The sequence below is a fragment of the Enterobacter sp. MGH 16 genome, from assembly GCF_000493175.1.
Taxonomy (GTDB): Bacteria; Pseudomonadota; Gammaproteobacteria; order Enterobacterales; family Enterobacteriaceae; genus Enterobacter; species Enterobacter roggenkampii.
Map to the genome: position 1 here is coordinate 3,856,164 of NZ_KI535695.1, position 20,412 is coordinate 3,876,575.

Annotated in this window: 18 protein-coding genes; 10 read left to right on the plus strand and 8 right to left on the minus strand. The window is 55.4% G+C overall.

Annotated elements, in window-relative coordinates; genetic code table 11:
• The first annotated feature begins 200 nt into the window (after positions 1-200).
• A complete protein-coding gene (locus L362_RS04795) occupies positions 201-908 on the plus strand; it encodes a FadR/GntR family transcriptional regulator (protein WP_021242652.1) in 708 nt (235 codons plus the stop codon).
• Positions 905-2,338 carry a multidrug transporter subunit MdtD gene (mdtD, locus tag L362_RS04790; protein WP_021242653.1) on the plus strand — a complete coding sequence of 478 codons (1,434 nt, stop codon included), beginning with the start codon at positions 905-907 and terminating at the stop codon, positions 2,336-2,338. The genes L362_RS04795 and mdtD overlap by 4 nt, the downstream gene beginning before the upstream one ends.
• Here the strand turns inward: mdtD and rbsR are convergent.
• The 7 genes from rbsR to kup form a co-directional block, all read right to left on the minus strand.
• Positions 2,304-3,296, minus strand: coding sequence for a ribose operon transcriptional repressor RbsR (gene rbsR / locus L362_RS04785; protein ID WP_021242654.1), 993 nt, complete (start codon positions 3,294-3,296; stop codon positions 2,304-2,306). The genes mdtD and rbsR overlap by 35 nt on opposite strands.
• A gap of 3 nt (positions 3,297-3,299) precedes the next feature.
• Complete coding sequence (gene rbsK / locus L362_RS04780; protein WP_023293678.1) at positions 3,300-4,229, minus strand: ribokinase; 930 nt, start codon at positions 4,227-4,229, stop codon at positions 3,300-3,302.
• A gap of 106 nt (positions 4,230-4,335) precedes the next feature.
• Positions 4,336-5,226 carry a ribose ABC transporter substrate-binding protein RbsB gene (gene rbsB, locus L362_RS04775; protein ID WP_023345135.1) on the minus strand — a complete coding sequence of 297 codons (891 nt, stop codon included), beginning with the start codon at positions 5,224-5,226 and terminating at the stop codon, positions 4,336-4,338.
• A gap of 27 nt (positions 5,227-5,253) precedes the next feature.
• Entirely contained in the window at positions 5,254-6,219 is a 966-nt protein-coding gene (gene rbsC / locus L362_RS04770) for a ribose ABC transporter permease (protein ID WP_014881872.1), read from the minus strand.
• Between the two features lie 4 nt (positions 6,220-6,223).
• Positions 6,224-7,729, minus strand: coding sequence for a ribose ABC transporter ATP-binding protein RbsA (gene rbsA, locus L362_RS04765; protein WP_023345136.1), 1,506 nt, complete (start codon positions 7,727-7,729; stop codon positions 6,224-6,226).
• 7 nt (positions 7,730-7,736) lie between these two features.
• Entirely contained in the window at positions 7,737-8,156 is a 420-nt protein-coding gene (gene rbsD, locus L362_RS04760) for a D-ribose pyranase (RefSeq protein WP_023345137.1), read from the minus strand.
• A gap of 216 nt (positions 8,157-8,372) precedes the next feature.
• A complete protein-coding gene (gene kup, locus L362_RS04755) occupies positions 8,373-10,241 on the minus strand; it encodes a low affinity potassium transporter Kup (protein ID WP_021242659.1) in 1,869 nt (622 codons plus the stop codon).
• Between the two features lie 222 nt (positions 10,242-10,463).
• Between kup and ravA the strand changes: the two genes are divergently transcribed.
• Together ravA and viaA are read left to right on the plus strand one after the other, a co-directional pair.
• Positions 10,464-11,960 carry an ATPase RavA gene (gene ravA / locus L362_RS04750; RefSeq protein WP_023345138.1) on the plus strand — a complete coding sequence of 499 codons (1,497 nt, stop codon included), beginning with the start codon at positions 10,464-10,466 and terminating at the stop codon, positions 11,958-11,960.
• On the plus strand, positions 11,954-13,405 hold the full coding sequence (gene viaA, locus L362_RS04745) for an ATPase RavA stimulator ViaA (RefSeq protein WP_023345139.1): 1,452 nt from the start codon (positions 11,954-11,956) through the stop codon (positions 13,403-13,405). The genes ravA and viaA overlap by 7 nt, the downstream gene beginning before the upstream one ends.
• On the opposite strand, the gene asnA is transcribed toward viaA, so the two are convergent.
• Entirely contained in the window at positions 13,406-14,398 is a 993-nt protein-coding gene (gene asnA / locus L362_RS04740; protein ID WP_023345140.1) for an aspartate--ammonia ligase, read from the minus strand.
• Positions 14,399-14,549: 151 nt separating this feature from the next.
• Here asnA and asnC point away from each other — a divergent pair, with 151 nt between their 5' ends.
• From asnC to atpB, 6 genes are all read left to right on the plus strand, one after another.
• On the plus strand, positions 14,550-15,008 hold the full coding sequence (gene asnC, locus L362_RS04735) for a transcriptional regulator AsnC (protein ID WP_008500198.1): 459 nt from the start codon (positions 14,550-14,552) through the stop codon (positions 15,006-15,008).
• Positions 15,009-15,098: 90 nt separating this feature from the next.
• Positions 15,099-15,548, plus strand: coding sequence for an FMN-binding protein MioC (gene mioC, locus L362_RS04730; protein ID WP_008500197.1), 450 nt, complete (start codon positions 15,099-15,101; stop codon positions 15,546-15,548).
• Positions 15,549-15,922: 374 nt separating this feature from the next.
• On the plus strand, positions 15,923-17,812 hold the full coding sequence (mnmG, locus tag L362_RS04725) for a tRNA uridine-5-carboxymethylaminomethyl(34) synthesis enzyme MnmG (RefSeq protein ID WP_023345141.1): 1,890 nt from the start codon (positions 15,923-15,925) through the stop codon (positions 17,810-17,812).
• Positions 17,813-17,918: 106 nt separating this feature from the next.
• Entirely contained in the window at positions 17,919-18,542 is a 624-nt protein-coding gene (rsmG, locus tag L362_RS04720; RefSeq protein ID WP_023345142.1) for a 16S rRNA (guanine(527)-N(7))-methyltransferase RsmG, read from the plus strand.
• Between the two features lie 616 nt (positions 18,543-19,158).
• Positions 19,159-19,539 (plus strand): F0F1 ATP synthase subunit I, encoded by a 381-nt coding sequence (gene atpI, locus L362_RS04715; protein ID WP_008500194.1) that lies wholly within the window; start codon positions 19,159-19,161, stop codon positions 19,537-19,539.
• Between the two features lie 8 nt (positions 19,540-19,547).
• Positions 19,548-20,363 carry a F0F1 ATP synthase subunit A gene (atpB, locus tag L362_RS04710; protein WP_008500193.1) on the plus strand — a complete coding sequence of 272 codons (816 nt, stop codon included), beginning with the start codon at positions 19,548-19,550 and terminating at the stop codon, positions 20,361-20,363.
• The last annotated feature ends 49 nt before the right edge of the window (positions 20,364-20,412 follow it).

Below are 20,412 nucleotides of genomic sequence, written 5' to 3' on the forward strand. Positions count from 1 at the left end.
TTGTTCCGTGTCAGTGGAGGCGCATTATAGGGAGTTATTCTGATGTGACAAGAGGAAATTAAAAAAAAGTTTCCATCCGCGTTTTTTTTCACCAACAGAGGTGAAATCAAGCTACAAATTGTTCTATTTGATGTATCTGCAACCACAATCACATTCGCGGTGGCATAATTATCAGCATGAATCTTTAAGGAATAAAAGCGATGCCATTAAGCGCGCAACAGCTGGCCGCCCAAAAAAACCTGTCTTATGTGCTGGCCGAAAAGCTGGCTCAGCGGATTTTAGCGGGTAAATATGCCCCGGGAAGCATCCTGCCGGGTGAAATGGAGCTGGGTGAGCAGTTTGGGGTGAGTCGTACCGCCGTGCGCGAAGCGGTGAAAACCCTGACGGCAAAAGGTATGGTGCTTCCGCGCCCTCGTATTGGCACACGCGTGATGCCACAAAGTAACTGGAATTTTCTCGATCAGGAGCTGCTCTCCTGGTGGATGACGGAAGACAACTTTCATCAGGTGATCGATCACTTTCTGGTAATGCGCAGTAGCCTTGAGCCTCAGGCATGTCTGCTTGCTGCCACGCTTGGAACGGCTGAGCAGAAAGCGCAGCTTAATGCGTTGATGGAAGAGATGGTGTTCCTGAAAAAACACTTCAACCGCGAACGCTGGGTTGAGGTCGATATGGCCTGGCATGAACATATCTATATGATGAGCGCCAATCCGTTCCTCACCTCTTTTGCCTCTTTATTCCATTCGGTGTACCACACTTACTTTACCTCTATTACACAAGACGACGTGGTAAAACTGGAATGGCACCAGGCGATAGTGGATGCCATTCAGGAAAGCGACGGGCAGCGAGCCCTGAGTGCGTGCCAGGCATTGCTGGCTGCGCCAACCCACCAGCAGGTAAATAAATGACAAAGAAAAAAGCGCGCAGCATGGCCGGATTGCCGTGGATTGCAGCCATGGCGTTTTTTATGCAGGCACTGGATGCCACCATCCTCAACACCGCGCTTCCCGCTATTGCGCAAAGCCTCAACCGTTCCCCGCTGGCGATGCAGTCCGCCATCATCAGCTATACCCTGACGGTCGCGATGCTGATCCCTGTTAGCGGCTGGCTGGCCGACCGCTTCGGCACCCGCAGAGTTTTCATGCTGGCCGTAACGCTCTTTACGCTCGGTTCGCTGGCCTGTGCGCTCTCCTCGTCCTTAACGGAGCTGGTTATCTTCCGCGTATTACAGGGCATTGGCGGTGCGATGATGATGCCCGTGGCGCGTCTTGCCCTGCTGCGAGCCTACCCGCGAAGCGAACTGCTTCCCGTGCTTAACTTCGTCACCATGCCGGGACTGGTCGGCCCGATACTTGGCCCGGTACTCGGTGGCGTGTTTGTCACCTGGGCAAGCTGGCACTGGATCTTCCTGATTAATATTCCGATTGGCGTTGCGGGGCTGCTGTATGCCCGCAAATATATGCCGAACTTCACCACGCCAAGGCGCAGCTTCGATATGGGCGGCTTCTTCCTGTTTGGCCTGAGCCTGGTGCTCTTCTCCAGCGGGATGGAGCTGTTTGGCGAGAAGATCGTCGCCACGTGGATGGCGCTCTCCGTTATCCTCGCCGGGATTCTGCTTTTCCTTCTTTATATACGTCACGCGCGCCGCCATCCGACGCCGTTAATCTCTCTTGGGCTCTTCAACACCCGAACGTTTTCCGTCGGGATCGCGGGAAACATTGCCTCGCGTCTGGGGACGGGCTGCGTACCGTTCCTGATGCCGCTGATGCTGCAGGTTGGTTTCGGCTATCCGGCACTGATTGCCGGCTGCATGATGGCGCCCACGGCGATGGGATCGATTCTGGCAAAATCGACCGTGACGCAGGTGCTACGCTGGTTTGGCTATCGCAAAACGCTGGTTGGCGTGACGGTCTTTATCGGTCTGATGATTGCGCAGTTCTCGCTGCAGTCCGCCTCGCTTCCCGTCTGGATGCTGATCCTGCCGCTGTTTGTGCTGGGCATGGCGATGTCGACGCAGTTCACATCGATGAACACCATCACCCTTGCGGATCTGACCGACGAGAACGCCAGTAGCGGCAACAGCGTGCTGGCAGTCACCCAGCAGCTGTCGATCAGTTTAGGGGTTGCCGTGAGTGCGGCGGTACTGCGGTTTTATGAAGGTTTCGACAGCGCGAACACCGTCGAGCAGTTCCACTATACCTTTATCACCATGGGCGCACTCACCGTCGTTTCAGCGCTGGTCTTTATGCTGTTAAAACCGAAAGACGGCCGAAACCTGATTAAAGAGCGTCACAAAGAGAAAGCTAAACCGAACCGCGTTCCATCAGAACAGGAGTAAGCTGTAGGCGCTGCTGCTGCAGCGTGGGCTGAGCCATTCGGTGGATCAACACATCGATGGCCAGCTCGCCCAGTTCATCTTTTGGCTGATGAATGGTGGTGAGCGGCGGCGTCATATAGCTGGCCAGCTCGATATCATCGTAGCCGATTACCGCCATATCATGGGGAACGCGCAAACCGGCCTGATATAACGCCTGATAGGCACCAAACGCCATGGCGTCGTTGCCGATAAACACCGCCTGCGGACGCTGCGGTTGCGCCAGCAGCGTCTGCATCGCTTCAAAACCACCGTGAAACTCAAAATCACCGGTAATACGATACCCTTCCGGCACGGAAAGTCCCGCCCGCGCCATCGCGGCGAGATATCCTTCCAGACGCAAACGCGCCGGGGTTTTGTCCAGCGGGCCGGTAATACAGGCAATGCGGGTATAGCCTTTATCGATCAGATACTGGGTGGCCATATCACCCCCCAGCAGAGAATTATCCTGAATGAGGTCGCTGGTGCCGTCGAACGGCGCCCAGTCCATCATCACCGTGGGAATGGAGGGATAGCGCTGGATAATCTCTTTCGACGGCTGGTGCGTTTCGGTACACAGCAGCAGTAGCCCGTCGACGCGTTTTTGCATCAGCGTTTCCAGGTTACGGTTCATGCGCTGCTCGTCCCCTTCGGTATTGCACAGCACCAGGCTGTAGCCACGCTCGAAGCAGCTGCGCTCCACGCCGCGAACCAGCTCAGAATAAAAGGGGTTGGTACTGGCGGTGATCAGCATACCGATCGTACGCGTCTGGTTGAGCTTAAGGCTGCGCGCCAGTGCAGACGGCGCATAGTTGAGATCTTTTACTGCCGCTTCGACTTTTTCCCGAATCGCCTCGCTGACGAAGCGATCGTTATTAATGACGTGAGAAACCGTCGAGGTAGAAACACCCGCCAGGCGGGCGACATCTTTCATTGTGGCCAAGCGTTACCCCTGCTGACTTAAGAATTCATCGATCTCTTTACGCCACGGAACGGAAGGCTGAGCGCCCTTGCGCGTCACCGCAATCGCGGCAGCGGCATGCGCGAAGCGGATCGCATCATCCATTTTCTTGCCTTCCAGCAGCGCGGTCACCAGCGCACCATTGAAGGTGTCTCCCGCTGCGATGGTATCAATCGCCTTCACCTTAAAGCCCGGCACGCGACGGCCTTCACCGTTTACGCTTGCCCATACCCCACGGCTGCCCAGGGTGATGATCACGGTTCCGATGCCTTTGTCGTGCAGCGCACGCGCGGCTCTCGCGGCATCGTCATCGTTTTCTACGCGAATGCCCGTCAGCTTTTCGGCTTCGGTTTCGTTCGGCGTGATGATATCCACCAGCGCCAGCAGCTCGTCTGATAATACACGGGCTGGGGCCGGGTTAAGTACGACAGTGGTATGATTTTCATGCGCAATTTTGGCCGCGGCCAGCACGCTTTCAACCGGCGACTCCAGCTGCATCAGCAGGGCCTCGGCGCCGCCAATGATTGCACGTTGCGCTTCAACGCGCTCCGTCGTCAGCGCTGCGTTAGCGCCAGCATGAATACCGATGACATTCTCACCTTCTGCGTTGACGAAAATCAGCGCCACGCCGGTAGATTCCCCTGCAACAACGCTGACCGGTGCGATATCGATGTTGTCGCTCGCCAGCTGCTTGCGTACGCGCTCGCCGGTATCGTCATCACCCGTGCAGGCGATAAACGCAATATTCGCCCCGCTGCGACCGGCAGCGACGGCCTGGTTTGCCCCTTTACCGCCGAATGCGACCTGATACTGGTTACCCGTGACGGTTTCTCCCGGTGCAGGGAACGATTCAAGGTTAAGAATGTGATCGGCATTGATACTGCCAAGGACGACGAGGTTGCCTGCGGTTTTCATGGTTGGGTTGTCCATCTGAGAGCGCCACCGGTGTTACCCGGTGGCGTATGCCACACTTTTCTTTATTGGTGTCCCTCAGGCCGCCAGTGACGGCCTGATTCGCCTTTTACTGCTTGATAACCAGCTTCAGGTCAACAGGGTATTTAGCCTGAACTTTTTCGCCCTTCAGCACTTTGTCGGCAGTTTCAACGCCAGTCGCGCCAATCTGCTCAGGCAGCTGAGCGATGGTCGCAGCCAGTTTGCCATCGTTTACTGCTTTTTCACCATCCGGCGTGCCGTCAAATCCGACAACCATCACATCAGATTTACCTGCAGTCTGCAGAGCGCGCAGCGCACCCAGCGCCATTTCGTCGTTCTGCGCGAAGACCGCCTGCACGTCAGGATGTGCGGTCAGCAGGTTCTGCATGACGTTCAGACCTTTAGTACGGTCGAAGTCTGCCGGCTGGCTAGCCAGCACGTTGAATTTGTGCGCTGCAACCGCCTGCTGGAAGCCTTCGCCACGCTTGCGGGCGGCAGACGTACCGGCAATCCCCTGCAGTTCGATGACTTTAGCGCCTTCGCCGGCTTTCTTCGCGATATAGTCACCCGCAATTTTGCCGCCCAGCACGTTGTCAGATGCGATATGGCTCACCACGTCGCCTTTCGTTGCCTGACGGTCCAGAGTGATCACCGGGATCTTCGCCTGGTTTGCCATCTTCACGGCGTTGCCTACGGCATCGGAATCGGTTGGGTTGATCAGCAGAATTTTGGTACCACGAACGGTTAAGTCCTGAACGTTAGCCAGCTCTTTCGCCGGGTTGTTCTGTGAATCCAGTACCACCAGGTTGTAGCCCAGTTTATCCGCTTCTTTCTGCGCACCGTCCTTCAGGGAGACGAAGAACGGGTTGTTCAGGGTAGAGACAACCAGCGCGATGGTATCTTTCGCCATAGCGTTAGCACTTACGGTTGCGCTCAGCGCGACAGCAGAAACCAGGGTAGCCAGTTTTTTCATGTTCATATCTAAGATGTCCTGTAGTGTCGTCAGTTACTGTTTTTTGTTGTCTACCAGTACCGCCAGCAAAATCACCACTGCCTTAACGATCATCTGGTAATAGGAGGAAACACCTAACAAATTCAAACCATTATTCAGGAAACCGAGAATCAGTGCGCCGATCAATGTCCCAACAATGCGACCTTTACCGCCCGCCAGACTCGTACCGCCCAGAACCACTGCTGCAATAGCATCCAGCTCATACCCCGTACCCGCCGTCGGCTGCGCGGAAGAGAGGCGCGCCACTTCGATGATGCCCGCCAGTGACGCCAGCAGACCGCACAGGGAGTAAACGATAATTTTGACTTTATTCACGCTGATACCGGACAGACGCGTTGCCGCTTCGTTACCGCCCAGCGCATAGATATAACGGCCCAGACGGGTATGGTGCAGCATGTACCACGCCGCCAGGAAGACGATAGCCATGATCCAGACCGGGGTCGGGACACCCAGCGGGCGACCGATACCGAACCAGCCAAACAGATCGGCGTTATCGGTGAAGCCGGTATTGACCGGGCTGCCGTTGGTATACACCATGGTCACACCGCGCAGCAGCAGCATCATCACCAGCGTCGCGATGAACGCCTGAACGCGGCCTTTTGCCACAATCACGCCGGTGACGGCACCAATCGCCGCGCCTGCCGCCAGGGCCGCGGCCACGGCCACCAGCGCGTTGACTTCAATCCCGACCAGCGAAGCGGCGATCGCGCCGGTGAGGGCCAGCAGGGAACCGACGGACAGATCGATCCCTGAGGTCAAAATCACCAGCGTCATGCCGACCGCCATAATGGCGTTCACCGACGTCTGCTGCAGAATGTTGAACAGGTTATTTACGGTGAAGAAATTCGGGCTCATGGTCGACACAATCGCGATCAGCACCAGCAGGGCAATGAGCGATTTTTGTTCCATCAGCCACGCCTTTGTGAAATAGCGGCGACCAGAAACAGCCTGGGTAGTCATCTTCTTACTCCTGATTCACGCGATTAAGCTTGCCCACAGCGGCAGCCATCAGAACTTCCTGGGTGGCCTGCTCGCGAGTGAATTCACCGCCGAGATGCCCTTCATGCATGACGATAATGCGATCGCTCATGCCCAATACTTCTGGCATCTCGGAAGAGACCAGAATGATGCTCAGACCGTCGGCCTTAAACTGGTTAATCAGCTGATAGATCTCTTTCTTCGCCCCCACGTCTACGCCGCGGGTTGGCTCGTCGAGGATCAACACTTTCGGGCGCGTCATCAGCCCGCGAGCAATTGCCACTTTCTGCTGATTCCCGCCGGACAACAGGCCAATCGCCTGCTCCATCGACGGCGTTTTAACATTAAAGAGACGGATAAAATCGCTGACCGCCTGCTGCTCGTCTTTATGCTTCAGGCTGCCGCCGCTGTGGCTGAAATAGCGCAGCGCGGTCAGGGACATGTTCTCTTTTACCGACATGCCCAGCACTAAGCCGTCGCGTTTGCGGTCTTCGGAGATATAGACGATGCCGTTCGCCAGACCATCCTGCGGGGAGCGGGTGACCACTTCATGGCCGTCGAGGGTGACATAACCGCTGGTGCGCGGCAGTGCGCCGTACAACACTTTCATCAGCTCGGTACGTCCCGCGCCCATAAGGCCCGCCACGCCCAGGATCTCGCCCTGGCGCAGGGTAAAGGTCACGTCGTTCACACCCGGGCCGCAGAGGTTATCCACCTTCAGGCGGATCTCACCCGGCGCTTTATCCAGATGCGGATACTGATCTTCAAGCTTGCGTCCCACCATCATTTCGATGAGCGTATCTTCCGTCAGCGTGGCCACTTGTCGCTCGGCAATAAACTGCCCGTCGCGGAAGACGGTGACGTCATCGCAGATTTCAAAGATCTCTTTCATGCGGTGAGAAATATAGACAATCCCGCGCCCCTGCGATTTCAGCTCGCGGATAACGCGGAACAGGGATTCGGTTTCGGTATCGGTCAGGGCGTCTGTCGGTTCATCCATGATGATGACTTTCGACTCGAAGCTCAGCACCTTCGCGATTTCCACCATCTGCTGATCGCCGATGGAGAGATCGCCGACCAGACGGTCGCTCTTAAAGCGCAGGTTCAGTTTCGCCAGCAGCTTGTCGGCTTCGGCATACATGGTTTTCCAGTCGATCTTGCCGAAGCGGTTCACGAACTCACGGCCGAGGAAGATGTTCTCCGCAATGGTGAGCTGCGGGATCAGGTTCAGCTCCTGGTGAATAATGCCGATACCCGCTTCCTGAGAAGATTTCGGGCCGTTAAAGGTGGTCTCTTTACCCAGCCAGAGGAGCGAACCGGCATCGCGTTGATAGATACCGGTCAGCACTTTCATCATGGTGGATTTGCCGGCGCCGTTTTCGCCCACCAGCGCCATTACGCGCCCGGGGTAGACGTTCAGCGCCGCGCCGGAGAGGGCTTTTACGCCCGGGAACGACTTATCGATCCCTTTGAGTTGCAGTAATGCGTCCATGATGGCCTCAGAAGGTGACGCCAGCACAGAGAATGATATTCGCATACGGGGAACACTCCCCGCTGCGAATCACCGCCTGACTGTCTGCGGTTTGTTGTTTGAATTGTTCGTGCGTTGTGTAACGAATTTCGATGGTGTTTCCCTGGTGTTGTTGCAGCTGCTCAAGATGGCTGAGCAACGTTTCGTGGAGCTGCGGATTATGTTGTTTGATTTCCGCCGCGAGAATGGCCGTCTCAACCTGCATCTCCGCGGTCACCACGTCCAGTACCTGCATAAACGAAGGTACACCCTGCGTTAACGCCATATCGATACGGGTTGTGCTGCGCGGAACCGGTAAGCCTGCATCGCAAACCACCAGCGTATCGGTATGCCCAAGACGGGAAATCACCGACGAGATTTCTGAGTTGAGTACAGTGCCTTTCTTCATTTTTTTGCTCCACTAGCGAAACGTTTCGCTAAATGAAGTGTAGCCTCAGAAATGTTCAGAAAACCACCATGACGTAACAGATTTGTGATCGACGTCGAAACGTTTCGCTAAGTGAAATATTGATGGGAGATATTGCCCGGCGGCGCTTCGCTTGCACGGGCCTACGGGTTTGGTAGGCCGGGTAAGCGCAGCGCCACCCGGCATTTTCGAAAGGACTTAAATCTCGACCTGCGTACCCAGCTCTATCACGCGGTTAGGCGGGATCTCAAACTGGTCAGGCGCGCGCAGGGCGTTACGCTGCAGGATCAGGTACAGCTTGCCGCGCAGGCGCAAATACCATGGGCGCTTGCCGATGATCAGCGACTCGTGGGACATAAAGAACGACGTCTCCATCATCCGGCAGCTTAAGCCTTCCAGACCGCAGCGGTGGAACACTTCTTCCACGTTCGGCGTTTCGCGCCAGCCGTAGCTTGCCACCACGCGCCAGAAGGTCGGGGAGAGCTGCTCAATCTGCACGCGGCGTACGTTGTGAACGTAAGGCGCATCTTCGGTACGCAGCGTCAGCAGGATCACGCGCTCGTGCAGCACTTTGTTGTGCTTGAGGTTATGCATCAGCGCGAACGGGATCACGTTCAGGGCGCGAGACATGTACACCGCGGTGCCCGGCACGCGGACCGGCGGAGATTTCTCCAGAGAAGCAATCATCGCCTCCAGAGAATTCCCGTGCTCATGCATACGGCGCAGCAGGCGGAAGCGCTCGCTTTTCCATGTGGTCATGACGATGAACATCACCAGACCCAGCGTCAGCGGAAGCCAGCCGCCGGAGACAATTTTGTCGAGGTTCGCGGAGAACAGCGGCACGTCAATGCACAGGAAGCCCACCAGAATCATCGCCACGAGGAACTTATTCCAGTGCCAGTTACGGTATGCCACCGTGGTGGAGAGAAGCGATGTCAGCACCATGGTGCCGGTTACCGCAATACCGTACGCCGCCGCCAGGTTGCTGGAGTGCTCGAAGCTGACAATCACAATCACAACAGCGAAGTAGAGCAGCCAGTTAACGAACGGGATGTAGATCTGGCCCGACTCCATCTCTGAGGTATGAATGATGCGCATCGGTGAGAGATACCCCAGACGCACGGCCTGGCGCGTCAGAGAAAACACGCCGGAAATCACCGCCTGAGAGGCAATGACGGTCGCCAGCGTCGCCAGGATCAGCATCGGCACCAGCGCCCAGTCAGGTGCCAGCAGGAAGAACGGGTTCTTGATCGCTTCCGGATTTTTGAGCAACAGCGCGCCCTGGCCGAAGTAGTTGAGCACCAGCGACGGCAGCACAACCAAAAACCAGGCCACGCGGATAGGCAGCTTTCCGAAGTGACCCATATCCGCATACAGCGCTTCCACACCGGTGATGGAGAGCACGACCGCCCCCAGCGCCACGAAGGAAACTACTTTGTATTCGAGGAAGAAATGCACGGCCCAGTATGGGTTCAGCGCATGCAGCACTTCCGGGTTCGCGATAATGCTGCGTAAACCGAGCGCCGCCAGGATCAGGAACCAGGCCAGCATAATCGGCGCAAACAGTTTTCCCACCAGCCCGGTACCGTGCTTCTGGATCACAAACAGCAGCGTCAACACGATTATCGCCAGCGGGACCACCCACGTATCAAGCTGTGGCGCGATGATCTCCAGCCCCTCTATCGCCGAGAGGACCGAAATCGCGGGCGTGATAACCACCTCTCCATAGAAGAAGCTGCCGCCAATCAGGCCGATAATCACCAGCACGGAGGTCATTCTGGCGGAGGTGTTGCGCCCTGCAAGGGACATCAGGGTCAGGATACCGCCTTCGCCCGCGTTATCAGCGCGCATAACGAAGGAGAGATACTTAACGGAAACGACCAGAATCAGCAGCCAGAAGATGAGGGACAGGAAGCCAAACACGGCATCGCGCTCAACACCAAAGCCAAACTGGCCGGACAAACATTCACGAAGCGTATAAAGCGGGCTGGTGCCGATATCACCGTAGACAACCCCGATCGCCGCAAGCGTAATTGCGGGTAATGATTGCTTATTATCAGTGCTCATAGACTAGTCTTTTCGTTTGAATAACAAATGTGTTCCTGGTCCCTTGGCCCACAAAAAGCGCACAGTATGCACGATTCATTGCAAAATCGTACCCCTAAATGCAACCGCATTAATGTAGCGCAAAGAAAATTGCGCCGCACTTCAGCCTATTACCAGCTCTGACTGAAACGTCTATACTCGCTTCAATTGGCCGCCACGACGGCGAAAGGATGCAAAACTATTATGGCTCACTCACATTTATTAGCAGAAAGAATTTCCCGCCTCAGCAGCGCGCTGGAGAAAGGCCTTTTCGAGCGTAGCCACGCCATTCGCCTCTGTTTACTGGCAGCATTGAGCGGTGAAAGCGTGTTTCTGCTTGGGCCGCCGGGCATCGCCAAAAGCCTGATTGCCCGCAGGCTTAAGTTTGCTTTTCAGAACGCCCGCGCGTTTGAATACCTGATGACCCGCTTTTCCACCCCGGAAGAGGTGTTTGGCCCCCTTTCCATTCAGGCGCTGAAAGATGAAGGACGCTACGAGCGCCTGACGACGGGGTATCTGCCTGAGGCAGAAATTGTCTTCCTTGATGAGATCTGGAAAGCCGGCCCGGCCATTCTGAACACCCTGCTCACGGCGATAAACGAACGTCGGTTCCGCAACGGCGCCAGTGAAGAGAAAATCCCGATGCGCCTGCTGGTGGCCGCCTCAAACGAACTGCCTGAAGCCGACAGCAGCCTGGAAGCGCTATATGACCGTATGCTGATCCGCCTGTGGCTGGACAAAGTGCAGGATAAGTCCAACTTCCGTTCCATGCTGGTCAGCCAGCAGGATGAGAACGAGAATCCGGTAGCAGCGTCATTGCAGGTATCAGACGAGGAGTATTACCAGTGGCAGGAAGAGATCGGTAAAATTAAGCTGCCTGATTCCGTCTTCGAGCTGATCTTCATGCTGCGCCAGCAGCTTGATTTACTGCCCTCTGCCCCCTATGTCTCCGATCGCCGCTGGAAAAAAGCGATCCGCCTGCTGCAGGCCAGCGCCCTGTTCAGCGGTCGCGATGCCGTTGCGCCCATCGATCTGATCCTGCTGAAAGACTGCCTCTGGCACGACGCGGAAGGCATGAATCTGATGCAGCAGCAGCTCGACGTTTTGATGACCGGACACGCCTGGGGACAGCAGGCGATGCTCAACCAACTGGGGGCGATTGCCCAGCGGCGCATCCAGCTTCAGCAGCAGCAAAGTGATAAAACCGCGCTGAAAGTGAATCGCCTGGGGGGGATGTTCGCCCGCAAACCGCACTATGAATTACCCCCTGAACTCACCAGCCCGACGCTGACCCTGCTGCTTCAGCAGCCGCTCAAGCTGCATGATATGCAGGTGGTGCACGTGACGATTGAGCGCGAGACGCTGGCGCAGTGGCTGGATAAGGGTGGAGAGATCCGTGGAAAGCTCAACGGCATCGGTTTTGCGCAGCCGCTGAATATGGAAGTAGACAGCAGCCAGCACCTGGTGATCCGCGACGTCAGCCTGCAGGGCTCGCGTCTTGCGCTTCCGGGAACCGCCTCTGAGAGCGTCCCTGAAGAGATTAAGCAGCAGTTGGACGCGCTGGACACCGAATGGCACCAGCAGCACACCCGCTTTAGCGAGCAGCAAAAATGCCTCTTTATCCATAGCGACTGGTTAGGCCGCATCGAAGCCAGCCTGCAGGACGTCAGCGCGCAGATCAAACAGGCGCGTCAATGCTAACCCTGGATACGCTTAACGTCATGCTGGCCGTCAGCGAGGAAGGGTTGATCGAAGAAGTGGTGATCACCCTTCTGGCTTCACCGCAGCTGGCGGCCTTCTTTGAAAAATTTCCGAAGCTCAAAAAGGCGATGACCGACGATCTTCCGCGCTGGCGGGATAACCTGCGTCAACGGTTTAAAGAGACCGAAGTCCCCCCTGAGTTAACGGAAGAAGTGGCCTGCTATCAGCAGTGCCAGCGACTTTCCACGTCGCAGTTTATCGTCCAGCTTCCGCAAACCCTGACGTTGCTCGACAAGGTCCACTCCCCGTTTGCCAGCCAGGCCCGTGGGTTGGTCACGGATAACGCCACGTTCACTCCCGCACTGCACACCCTCTTCTTACAGCGCTGGCGTCTCAGCCTGGTGGTGCAGGCCACCACGCTAAACCAGCAGTTGCTGGATGAAGAGCGCGAACAGCTGCTCAGTGAAGTTCAGGAACGCATGACCTTAAGCGGCCAGCTTGAGCAGGTGCTGGTGGAAAATGAGAACGCGGCAGGGCGTCTCTGGGACATGAGCGCGGGCCAGCTTCGGCGCGGGGACTATCAGCTGATCGTCAAGTACGGCGATTTTCTGGCGCAGCAGCCCGAGCTGATGAAGCTTGCAGAACAGCTGGGACGTTCAAGGGAGGCAAAGTCGGTTCCAAAGAAGGACGCCCCGATGGAAACCTTCCGCACCCTGGTGCGTGAGCCGGCCACCGTTCCAGAGCAGGTCGACGGGCTCCAGCAGAGCGATGATATTCTGCGCCTGCTGCCCACGGAGCTGAGCACGCTCGGGATGACCGAGCTGGAGTATGAGTTTTACCGTCGGCTGGTGGAAAAACAGCTCCTCACCTACCGGCTGCACGGCGAAGCCTGGCGCGAGAAAATCAGCCAGCGGCCGGTCATTCATCAAGATTTTGACGAACAGCCGCGCGGGCCATTTATTGTCTGCGTGGATACGTCCGGCTCCATGGGCGGGTTTAACGAGCAGTGTGCAAAGGCGTTCTGTCTGGCGCTGATGCGCGTGGCGCTCGCCGATCGCCGCCGCTGCTTCATCATGCTATTCTCCAGCGAAGTCGTGGGCTATGAGCTGACGAACCAGCAGGGGATCGAGCAGGCAATCCGCTTCCTGAGCCAGCGCTTTCGCGGCGGAACCGATCTGGCCAGCTGTTTTCGCAGCATCGTAGAGCGGATGCAGGGCGGCGACTGCTATGACGCTGACGCGGTAGTGATATCCGATTTTATTGCCCAGCGGCTGCCGGATGACGTGGTCAATAAAGTGAAGGAATTACAGCGTGTGCATCAGCACCGTTTTCATGCGGTGGCGATGTCCGCCCATGGAAAACCCGGCATCATGCGCATCTTCGATCATATCTGGCGCTTTGATACCGGGTTGCGTAGCCGCCTGCTCAGACGCTGGCAGCGTTAATTACAGAAGAGAACCGACGCTTTCACGTACCTGCTGCGGCCAGACGCCACACTGCACCTGACCAATATGGGGCAGCTGAAGCAGCAGCATGGTCAGACGGGACTGGCCGATACCGCCGCCAATCGTCTGCGGCATTTCCCCACGCAGCAGCGCCTGGTGCCACTCCAGTTTGAGACGATCTTCATCGCCGGTCACCGCCAGCTGGCGCTTCAGCGCCTCAGCATCCACGCGGATCCCCATAGAAGAAAGCTCGAATGCGTCTTCCAGCACCGGGTTCCACACCAGAATATCGCCGTTCAGCCCGGCAAATTCGCCCTCACCGGTGGTGCTCCAGTCATCATAATCCGGCGCACGAACGTCGTGGCGTTTGCCATCAGACAGTTTGCCGCCGATCCCAATCAGGAACACCGCCCCGAGCTCTTTGGCGATCGCCCGCTCGCGGCCTTTGGCATCCAGATCCGGGAAACGGGTCAGCAATTCCTGGCTGTGTACAAAGTGGATCGTTTCCGGCAGGAACGGTGCCAGACCAAACGCTTTGCTTACGGCCGCTTCGGTCGCTTTGATCCCGGCGTAGATCGCCTCAACGGTAGACTTCAGCGTGCCAACGTGGCGCTCACCATCGCCCATCACGCGCTCCCAGTCCCACTGGTCAACGTAAACGGAATGAATGGGAGACAGGCGGTCTTCATCGGGGCGAAGGGCTTTCATGTGCGTGTAGAGCCCTTCGCCCGCGCTGAAGTCATGTTGTCCCAGGGTCTGACGCTTCCACTTCGCCAGTGAATGAACCACTTCGAACTGGGCGTCTGGCAGCGTTTTCACTTTTACCTGTACCGCTTTTTCGCATCCAGAGAGGTTATCCTGCGTCCCGTCACCCACGCGGCTGAGGATCGGGGCCTGGACTTCAATCAGCCCAAGCTTCTCTTCAAGCTGGCGGGAAAAATGGGATTTTACGAAACTGATCTGGCGTTGTTTTGCGATGTAAGCGGTTTTCATTATTTATACTCCTGCGTCCTGTTGATATTGATTAAGCAACAGAAATGGCACCTTATTCAATAACCCATCAACAAAAAGCCGCCTTCACTTTTGATTCGATAAAATAAGGCGCTAGAATAGAGTGATTCATTAATCTTCATAAGAAAAAGCTATGGAAAATTATCAGATCGACAATCTCGACCGCGGCATTCTGGAGGCGTTAATGGCCAATGCCCGTACCGCCTACGCCGAACTGGCGAAACAGTTTGGCGTCAGCCCGGGAACCATTCACGTTCGCGTAGAGAAGATGAAGCAGGCGGGGATCATTACCGGCGCGCGCATTGACGTCAGCCCGAAGCAGCTGGGTTACGACGTCTGCTGCTTCATCGGCATCATTCTTAAAAGCGCCAAAGACTACCCTTCCGCCCTGGCGAAACTGAACGCGCTGGATGAAGTCACCGAGGCGTACTACACCACCGGGCACTACAGCATCTTTATTAAGGTCATGTGCCGATCCATCGACGCCCTCCAGCAGGTACTTATCAACAAGATCCAAACAATCGATGAAATTCAGTCCACCGAGACCCTGATCTCCCTGCAAAACCCGATCATGCGTACCATCCGCCCGTGATCGGGCAAATCCATTCCCACATTTTCCACAGGTAGATCCCAGCTCGTTCACAGCGTACAATGGCCGTCTCTTTATCTGAGCGAGCGATCAATGGCGGACATTACCCTTATCAGCGGCAGCACCCTTGGCGGTGCGGAATACGTAGCGGAACATCTGGCTGAAAAGCTGGAAGAGGCGGGCTTTTCCACGGAAACCCTGCACGGCCCGTTGCTGGAAGATCTCCCGACTGACGGGGTCTGGCTGCTGATCACCTCCACGCACGGCGCGGGCGATCTGCCGGACAACCTGCAACCTTTATATGACGAACTGCTGGAACAGCAGCCCGACCTGTCAAACGTCCGTTTTGGCGCAGTGGGGATCGGCAGTCGTGAATATGACACCTTTTGCGGGGCAATAGAGAAAGTCGAAGCCGCTGTGACCTCCTGCGGAGCAAAACAGCTGGGTGAAACGCTCAAGATCAACATCCTCGATCATGACATTCCGGAGGATCCAGCCGAGATCTGGCTCGCGGAATGGAAAAATTTACTCAAAAACGATTAAAGATCGCGCGAATAGATGTGGATAACTCTGGTTAAAAGCTCGTATTAACCCGTAGTTATCCAAAGAACAACCGTAGCGCAGTTTTTAGCCTGTGTATAAAGTCGCGATCTGATCCCAGCTTATACGGCCCAGGATCACCGATCATTCACAGCAAACGATCCTTTCTAACTGCATGATCTTCTTTATGAGATCGGACTTATCCACACGGGTTCGCGATCCTAATAAGAGATCACAATAGAACAGATCTCTAAATAAAAAGATCTTCTTTTTAATAGCCCAGGATCCCAATGCTTTCTCGAAAGACTAAAGTTGAGTAGAATCCACGGCCCGGGCTTCAATCCATTTTCTTACCGCTTTACGCGAGGCAGACCACCATGTTTTATCAGGATCCTTTTGACGTCATCATCATTGGCGGGGGTCACGCAGGCACTGAGGCCGCAATGGCCGCAGCGCGAATGGGTCAGCAGACCCTGCTTTTGACACACAATATCGACACGCTGGGACAAATGTCCTGTAATCCGGCGATTGGCGGCATTGGGAAAGGACACCTGGTAAAAGAAGTGGATGCACTTGGCGGCCTGATGGCGAAAGCGATCGATCACGCAGGCATTCAGTTTAGGATACTAAACGCCAGTAAAGGCCCCGCCGTGCGTGCGACCCGTGCTCAGGCAGACCGCGTACTTTATCGACAGGCGGTACGTACCGCGCTGGAGAATCAGCCGAACCTGATGATCTTCCAGCAGGCGGTTGAAGATCTTATCGTTGAGAACGATCGCGTCGTAGGCGCCGTGACCCAGATGGGCCTCAAATTCCGCGCCAAAGCCGTGGTGTTGACCGTGGGTACCTTCCTTGACGGTAAAATTCATATTGGTCTGGATAACTACAGCGGCGGCCGTGCTGGCGATCCGCCGTCTATCCCATTGTCTCGCCGTCTGCGCGAGCTGCCGCTGCGCGTCAGCCGCCTGAAAACCGGCACGCCGCCGCGTATTGATGCGCGCACCATTGATTTCAGCGTGCTGGCGCAACAGCACGGTGATAACCCAATGCCGGTCTTCTCGTTTATGGGCAATGCGGCACAGCATCCGCAGCAGGTGCCGTGCTACATCACGCACACCAACGAGAAAACCCATGATGTGATCCGCAATAACCTCGATCGCAGCCCGATGTACGCCGGCGTGATCGAAGGGATCGGTCCACGCTACTGCCCTTCGATCGAAGACAAAGTGATGCGCTTTGCCGATCGCAACCAGCACCAGATCTTCCTGGAGCCGGAAGGGTTGACCTCAAACGAAATTTACCCGAACGGCATCTCCACCAGCCTGCCGTTCGACGTACAGATGCAAATTGTTCGCTCAATGCAGGGTATGGAGAACGCAAAAATCGTTCGCCCTGGCTACGCTATTGAGTACGATTTCTTCGATCCGCGTGACCTGAAGCCGACCCTGGAGAGCAAATTCATCCACGGTCTGTTCTTCGCGGGTCAGATTAACGGCACCACCGGCTACGAAGAAGCGGCTGCACAGGGCCTGCTTGCCGGTCTGAACGCCGCGCGCTTCTCTGCTGAGAAAGAGGGCTGGGCTCCGGCGCGTTCTCAGGCTTATCTGGGCGTGCTGGTTGACGATCTCTGCACGCTGGGTACCAAAGAACCGTACCGTATGTTTACCTCTCGCGCGGAATATCGCCTGATGCTGCGTGAAGATAACGCCGACCTGCGTCTGACCGAAATGGGCCGCGAGCTGGGTCTGGTCGATAACGAGCGCTGGGCGCGCTTCAACGAGAAGCTGGAGCGCATTGAGCAGGAACGTCAGCGTCTGAAAACCACATGGGTGAATCCGCAGGCGGAAACCGCTGCTGAAGTGAACGCTCACTTAACCGCGCCGCTGTCGCGCGAAGCCAGCGGTGAAGATCTGCTGCGCCGTCCAGAAGTCACCTACGAGAACCTGGTCAAACTGACCGCGTTCGCGCCGGGCCTGGAAGACGCTGAAGCGGCAGAGCAGGTCGAGATCCAGGTGAAGTACGAAGGTTACATCGCCCGTCAGCAGGATGAGATCGAAAAACAGCAGCGTAACGAAAACACGCTGCTGCCGGAAATGCTGGACTACCGCCAGGTGACGGGCCTTTCCAACGAAGTGATCGCCAAGCTGAACGATCACAAACCGGTGTCGATCGGTCAGGCATCCCGCATCTCGGGCGTGACCCCGGCGGCGATTTCGATCCTGCTGGTGTGGCTGAAAAAGCAGGGCATGCTGCGCCGTAGCGCGTAATTGACATTGTTTTGGCGGGTGGCGCTTCGCTGACCCGCCCTACTTCTTCGTAGGCCCGGTAAGCGGCAGCGCCACCGGGCAAAAAAACTCTCAACAGGTATTCACCGTGCTCAACAAACTCTCTCGTCTGCTGGATCAGGCAGGTATTTCGCTCACCGATCACCAGAAAAATCAGCTGGTGGCCTATGTCGATATGCTGAACAAATGGAACAAAGCGTACAACCTGACGTCTGTTCGCGACCCCAACGAGATGCTCGTTCGCCACATTCTCGACAGCATCGTGGTTGCTCCCTGGCTAAAAGGTGAACGCTATATCGACGTGGGGACGGGCCCTGGTCTGCCGGGTATTCCGCTGTCGATTGTTCGCCCTGAGAGCCATTTCACGCTGCTGGACAGCCTTGGCAAACGCGTGCGCTTTTTACGCCAGGTACAGCATGAGCTGAAGCTTGAAAACATCACGCCCGTGCAGAGCAGGGTAGAGGAGTTCCCGGCAGAGCCGCCGTTTGACGGGGTTATCAGCCGCGCATTTGCGTCGCTCAACGATATGGTGAGCTGGTGCAAGCACTTACCTGCGGAGAATGGCCGCTTTTATGCGCTCAAAGGGCAGTTGCCAGGCGATGAGATTGAACAGCTTCCGGACGGTTTTGCTGTCGAGTCTATTGAGAAATTACAGATTCCTCAGCTCGAAGGCGAACGTCACCTGGTGATAATTAAGCCAAACAATTTTTAAAAAATTAATAAAAAATGTGGAATTCGTGCTGTTCTTATCATGTTAAAAGACAGCACAACTACCGGGGATTTACCGAGGAGCTTTTAACCTCTGCTTCACTAAGGTTTTTCTTCCGGTTAACGAAGCAATCGTTATTCACCGAGAAGATAGTCATCTTTGAAAATATAAGTCTGCTAAAAGTGGAAGGCAGTAACCAGAACGCAATGTTAATTATTTATTAAGAATGTCAATAAAAGGTTTTTATTGTGTACTGGGCTGTTTTGAAAATAGTTGCGACATTTTGCGTTTAATTTCATAAAGATAAATTTCTGCGATTTGCGCCTTTGATAAATACAACCTTATCGCAAATGTGTGTTTTGTGATCTCGTGCACGCTTTATCGACAACGTTTTCGCGCTGTTTGCAGTTTTGGTCGAAGGTTGACGCTTTCAGCGAAAGTTAAAAAATAGCGGCGGGGAAAAATATTTAAACATTTATTCACCTTTTCGCTACTTAATGTTTGAAATCACGGGTGCGCACCGTATAATTTGACCGCTTTTTGATGCTTGACTCTGAGCCTTAAAGGACGTTTTATACGACACGCGGCATACCTCGAAGGGAGCAGGAGTAAAAACGTGATGTCTGTGTCGCTCTTGAGTAGAAACGTTGCTCGTAAGCTTCTGTTCATTCAGTTTCTGGCTGTGATAGCAAGTGGACTGCTGTTTAGCCTCAAAGACCCCTTCTGGGGCATCTCCGCCGTGTGCGGGGGTTTGGCGGTTGTGCTGCCAAACGTGTTGTTTATGATTTTTGCCTGGCGTCATCAGGCGCATACACCTGCCAAAGGCCGCGTGGCCTGGTCCTTCGCCCTCGGCGAAGTGTGTAAGGTGTTGCTGACCTTTGCTCTACTGGTGATGGCGCTGGCGGTTTTGAAAGTGGTCTTCATGCCGCTGATAGCAACGTGGGTTTTGGTGCTGGTGGTACAAGTTCTGGCTCCAGCTGTAATCAATAACAAAGGGTAAAAGGCATCATGGCTTCAGAAAATATGACGCCGCAGGATTACATAGGTCACCATCTGAATAACCTTCAGCTGGACCTGCGTACATTCTCGCTGGTGGATCCACATAACCCCCCGGCCACCTTCTGGACGATCAACATCGACTCCATGTTCTTCTCGGTGGTTTTGGGTCTTCTGTTCCTGGCCATGTTCCGCGGTGTTGCTAAACGAGCGACCAGCGGTGTACCAGGGAAATTCCAGACCTTCATCGAAATGATCATCGGCTTCGTCCATGGCAGCGTTAAAGACATGTACCATGGCAAGAGCAAGCTGATTGCTCCGCTGGCGCTGACCGTGTTCGTTTGGGTCTTCCTGATGAACCTGATGGACCTGCTGCCAATCGATCTGCTGCCATTTATCGGCGAGCACATCTTCGGCCTGCCTGCACTGCGTGTTGTACCGTCTGCGGACGTGAACATCACCCTGTCGATGGCGCTGGGCGTGTTTATCCTGATTCTTTTCTACAGCATCAAAATGAAAGGCGTAAGCGGCTTTGTGAAAGAGCTTACCTTGCAGCCGTTCAACCACTGGGCGTTTATTCCGGTCAACCTGATCCTGGAAGGCGTTAGCCTGCTGTCCAAACCTGTTTCACTGGGTCTGCGACTGTTCGGCAACATGTATGCGGGTGAGCTGATTTTCATTCTGATCGCGGGTCTTCTGCCGTGGTGGTCACAGTGGGTTCTGAATGTGCCGTGGGCCATTTTCCACATCCTGATCATTACGCTGCAAGCCTTTATCTTCATGGTTCTGACGATCGTCTATCTGTCGATGGCGTCTGAAGAGCACTGATTTTTTACCAACACTACTACGTTTTAATTGAAACAAACTGGAGACTGTC

Coding starts and splice junctions, on each gene's coding strand:
- L362_RS04795 (WP_021242652.1), top strand. CDS start 201: ATGCCATTAAGCGCGCAACAGCTGGCCGCCCAAAAAAACCTGTCTTAT.
- mdtD (WP_021242653.1), top strand. CDS start 905: ATGACAAAGAAAAAAGCGCGCAGCATGGCCGGATTGCCGTGGATTGCA.
- rbsK (WP_023293678.1), bottom strand. CDS start 4,229: ATGAAAACCGCAGGCAACCTCGTCGTCCTTGGCAGTATCAATGCCGAT.
- rbsB (WP_023345135.1), bottom strand. CDS start 5,226: ATGAACATGAAAAAACTGGCTACCCTGGTTTCTGCTGTCGCGCTGAGC.
- rbsC (WP_014881872.1), bottom strand. CDS start 6,219: ATGACTACCCAGGCTGTTTCTGGTCGCCGCTATTTCACAAAGGCGTGG.
- rbsA (WP_023345136.1), bottom strand. CDS start 7,729: ATGGACGCATTACTGCAACTCAAAGGGATCGATAAGTCGTTCCCGGGC.
- rbsD (WP_023345137.1), bottom strand. CDS start 8,156: ATGAAGAAAGGCACTGTACTCAACTCAGAAATCTCGTCGGTGATTTCC.
- kup (WP_021242659.1), bottom strand. CDS start 10,241: ATGAGCACTGATAATAAGCAATCATTACCCGCAATTACGCTTGCGGCG.
- ravA (WP_023345138.1), top strand. CDS start 10,464: ATGGCTCACTCACATTTATTAGCAGAAAGAATTTCCCGCCTCAGCAGC.
- viaA (WP_023345139.1), top strand. CDS start 11,954: ATGCTAACCCTGGATACGCTTAACGTCATGCTGGCCGTCAGCGAGGAA.
- asnA (WP_023345140.1), bottom strand. CDS start 14,398: ATGAAAACCGCTTACATCGCAAAACAACGCCAGATCAGTTTCGTAAAA.
- asnC (WP_008500198.1), top strand. CDS start 14,550: ATGGAAAATTATCAGATCGACAATCTCGACCGCGGCATTCTGGAGGCG.
- mioC (WP_008500197.1), top strand. CDS start 15,099: ATGGCGGACATTACCCTTATCAGCGGCAGCACCCTTGGCGGTGCGGAA.
- mnmG (WP_023345141.1), top strand. CDS start 15,923: ATGTTTTATCAGGATCCTTTTGACGTCATCATCATTGGCGGGGGTCAC.
- atpI (WP_008500194.1), top strand. CDS start 19,159: ATGTCTGTGTCGCTCTTGAGTAGAAACGTTGCTCGTAAGCTTCTGTTC.
- atpB (WP_008500193.1), top strand. CDS start 19,548: ATGGCTTCAGAAAATATGACGCCGCAGGATTACATAGGTCACCATCTG.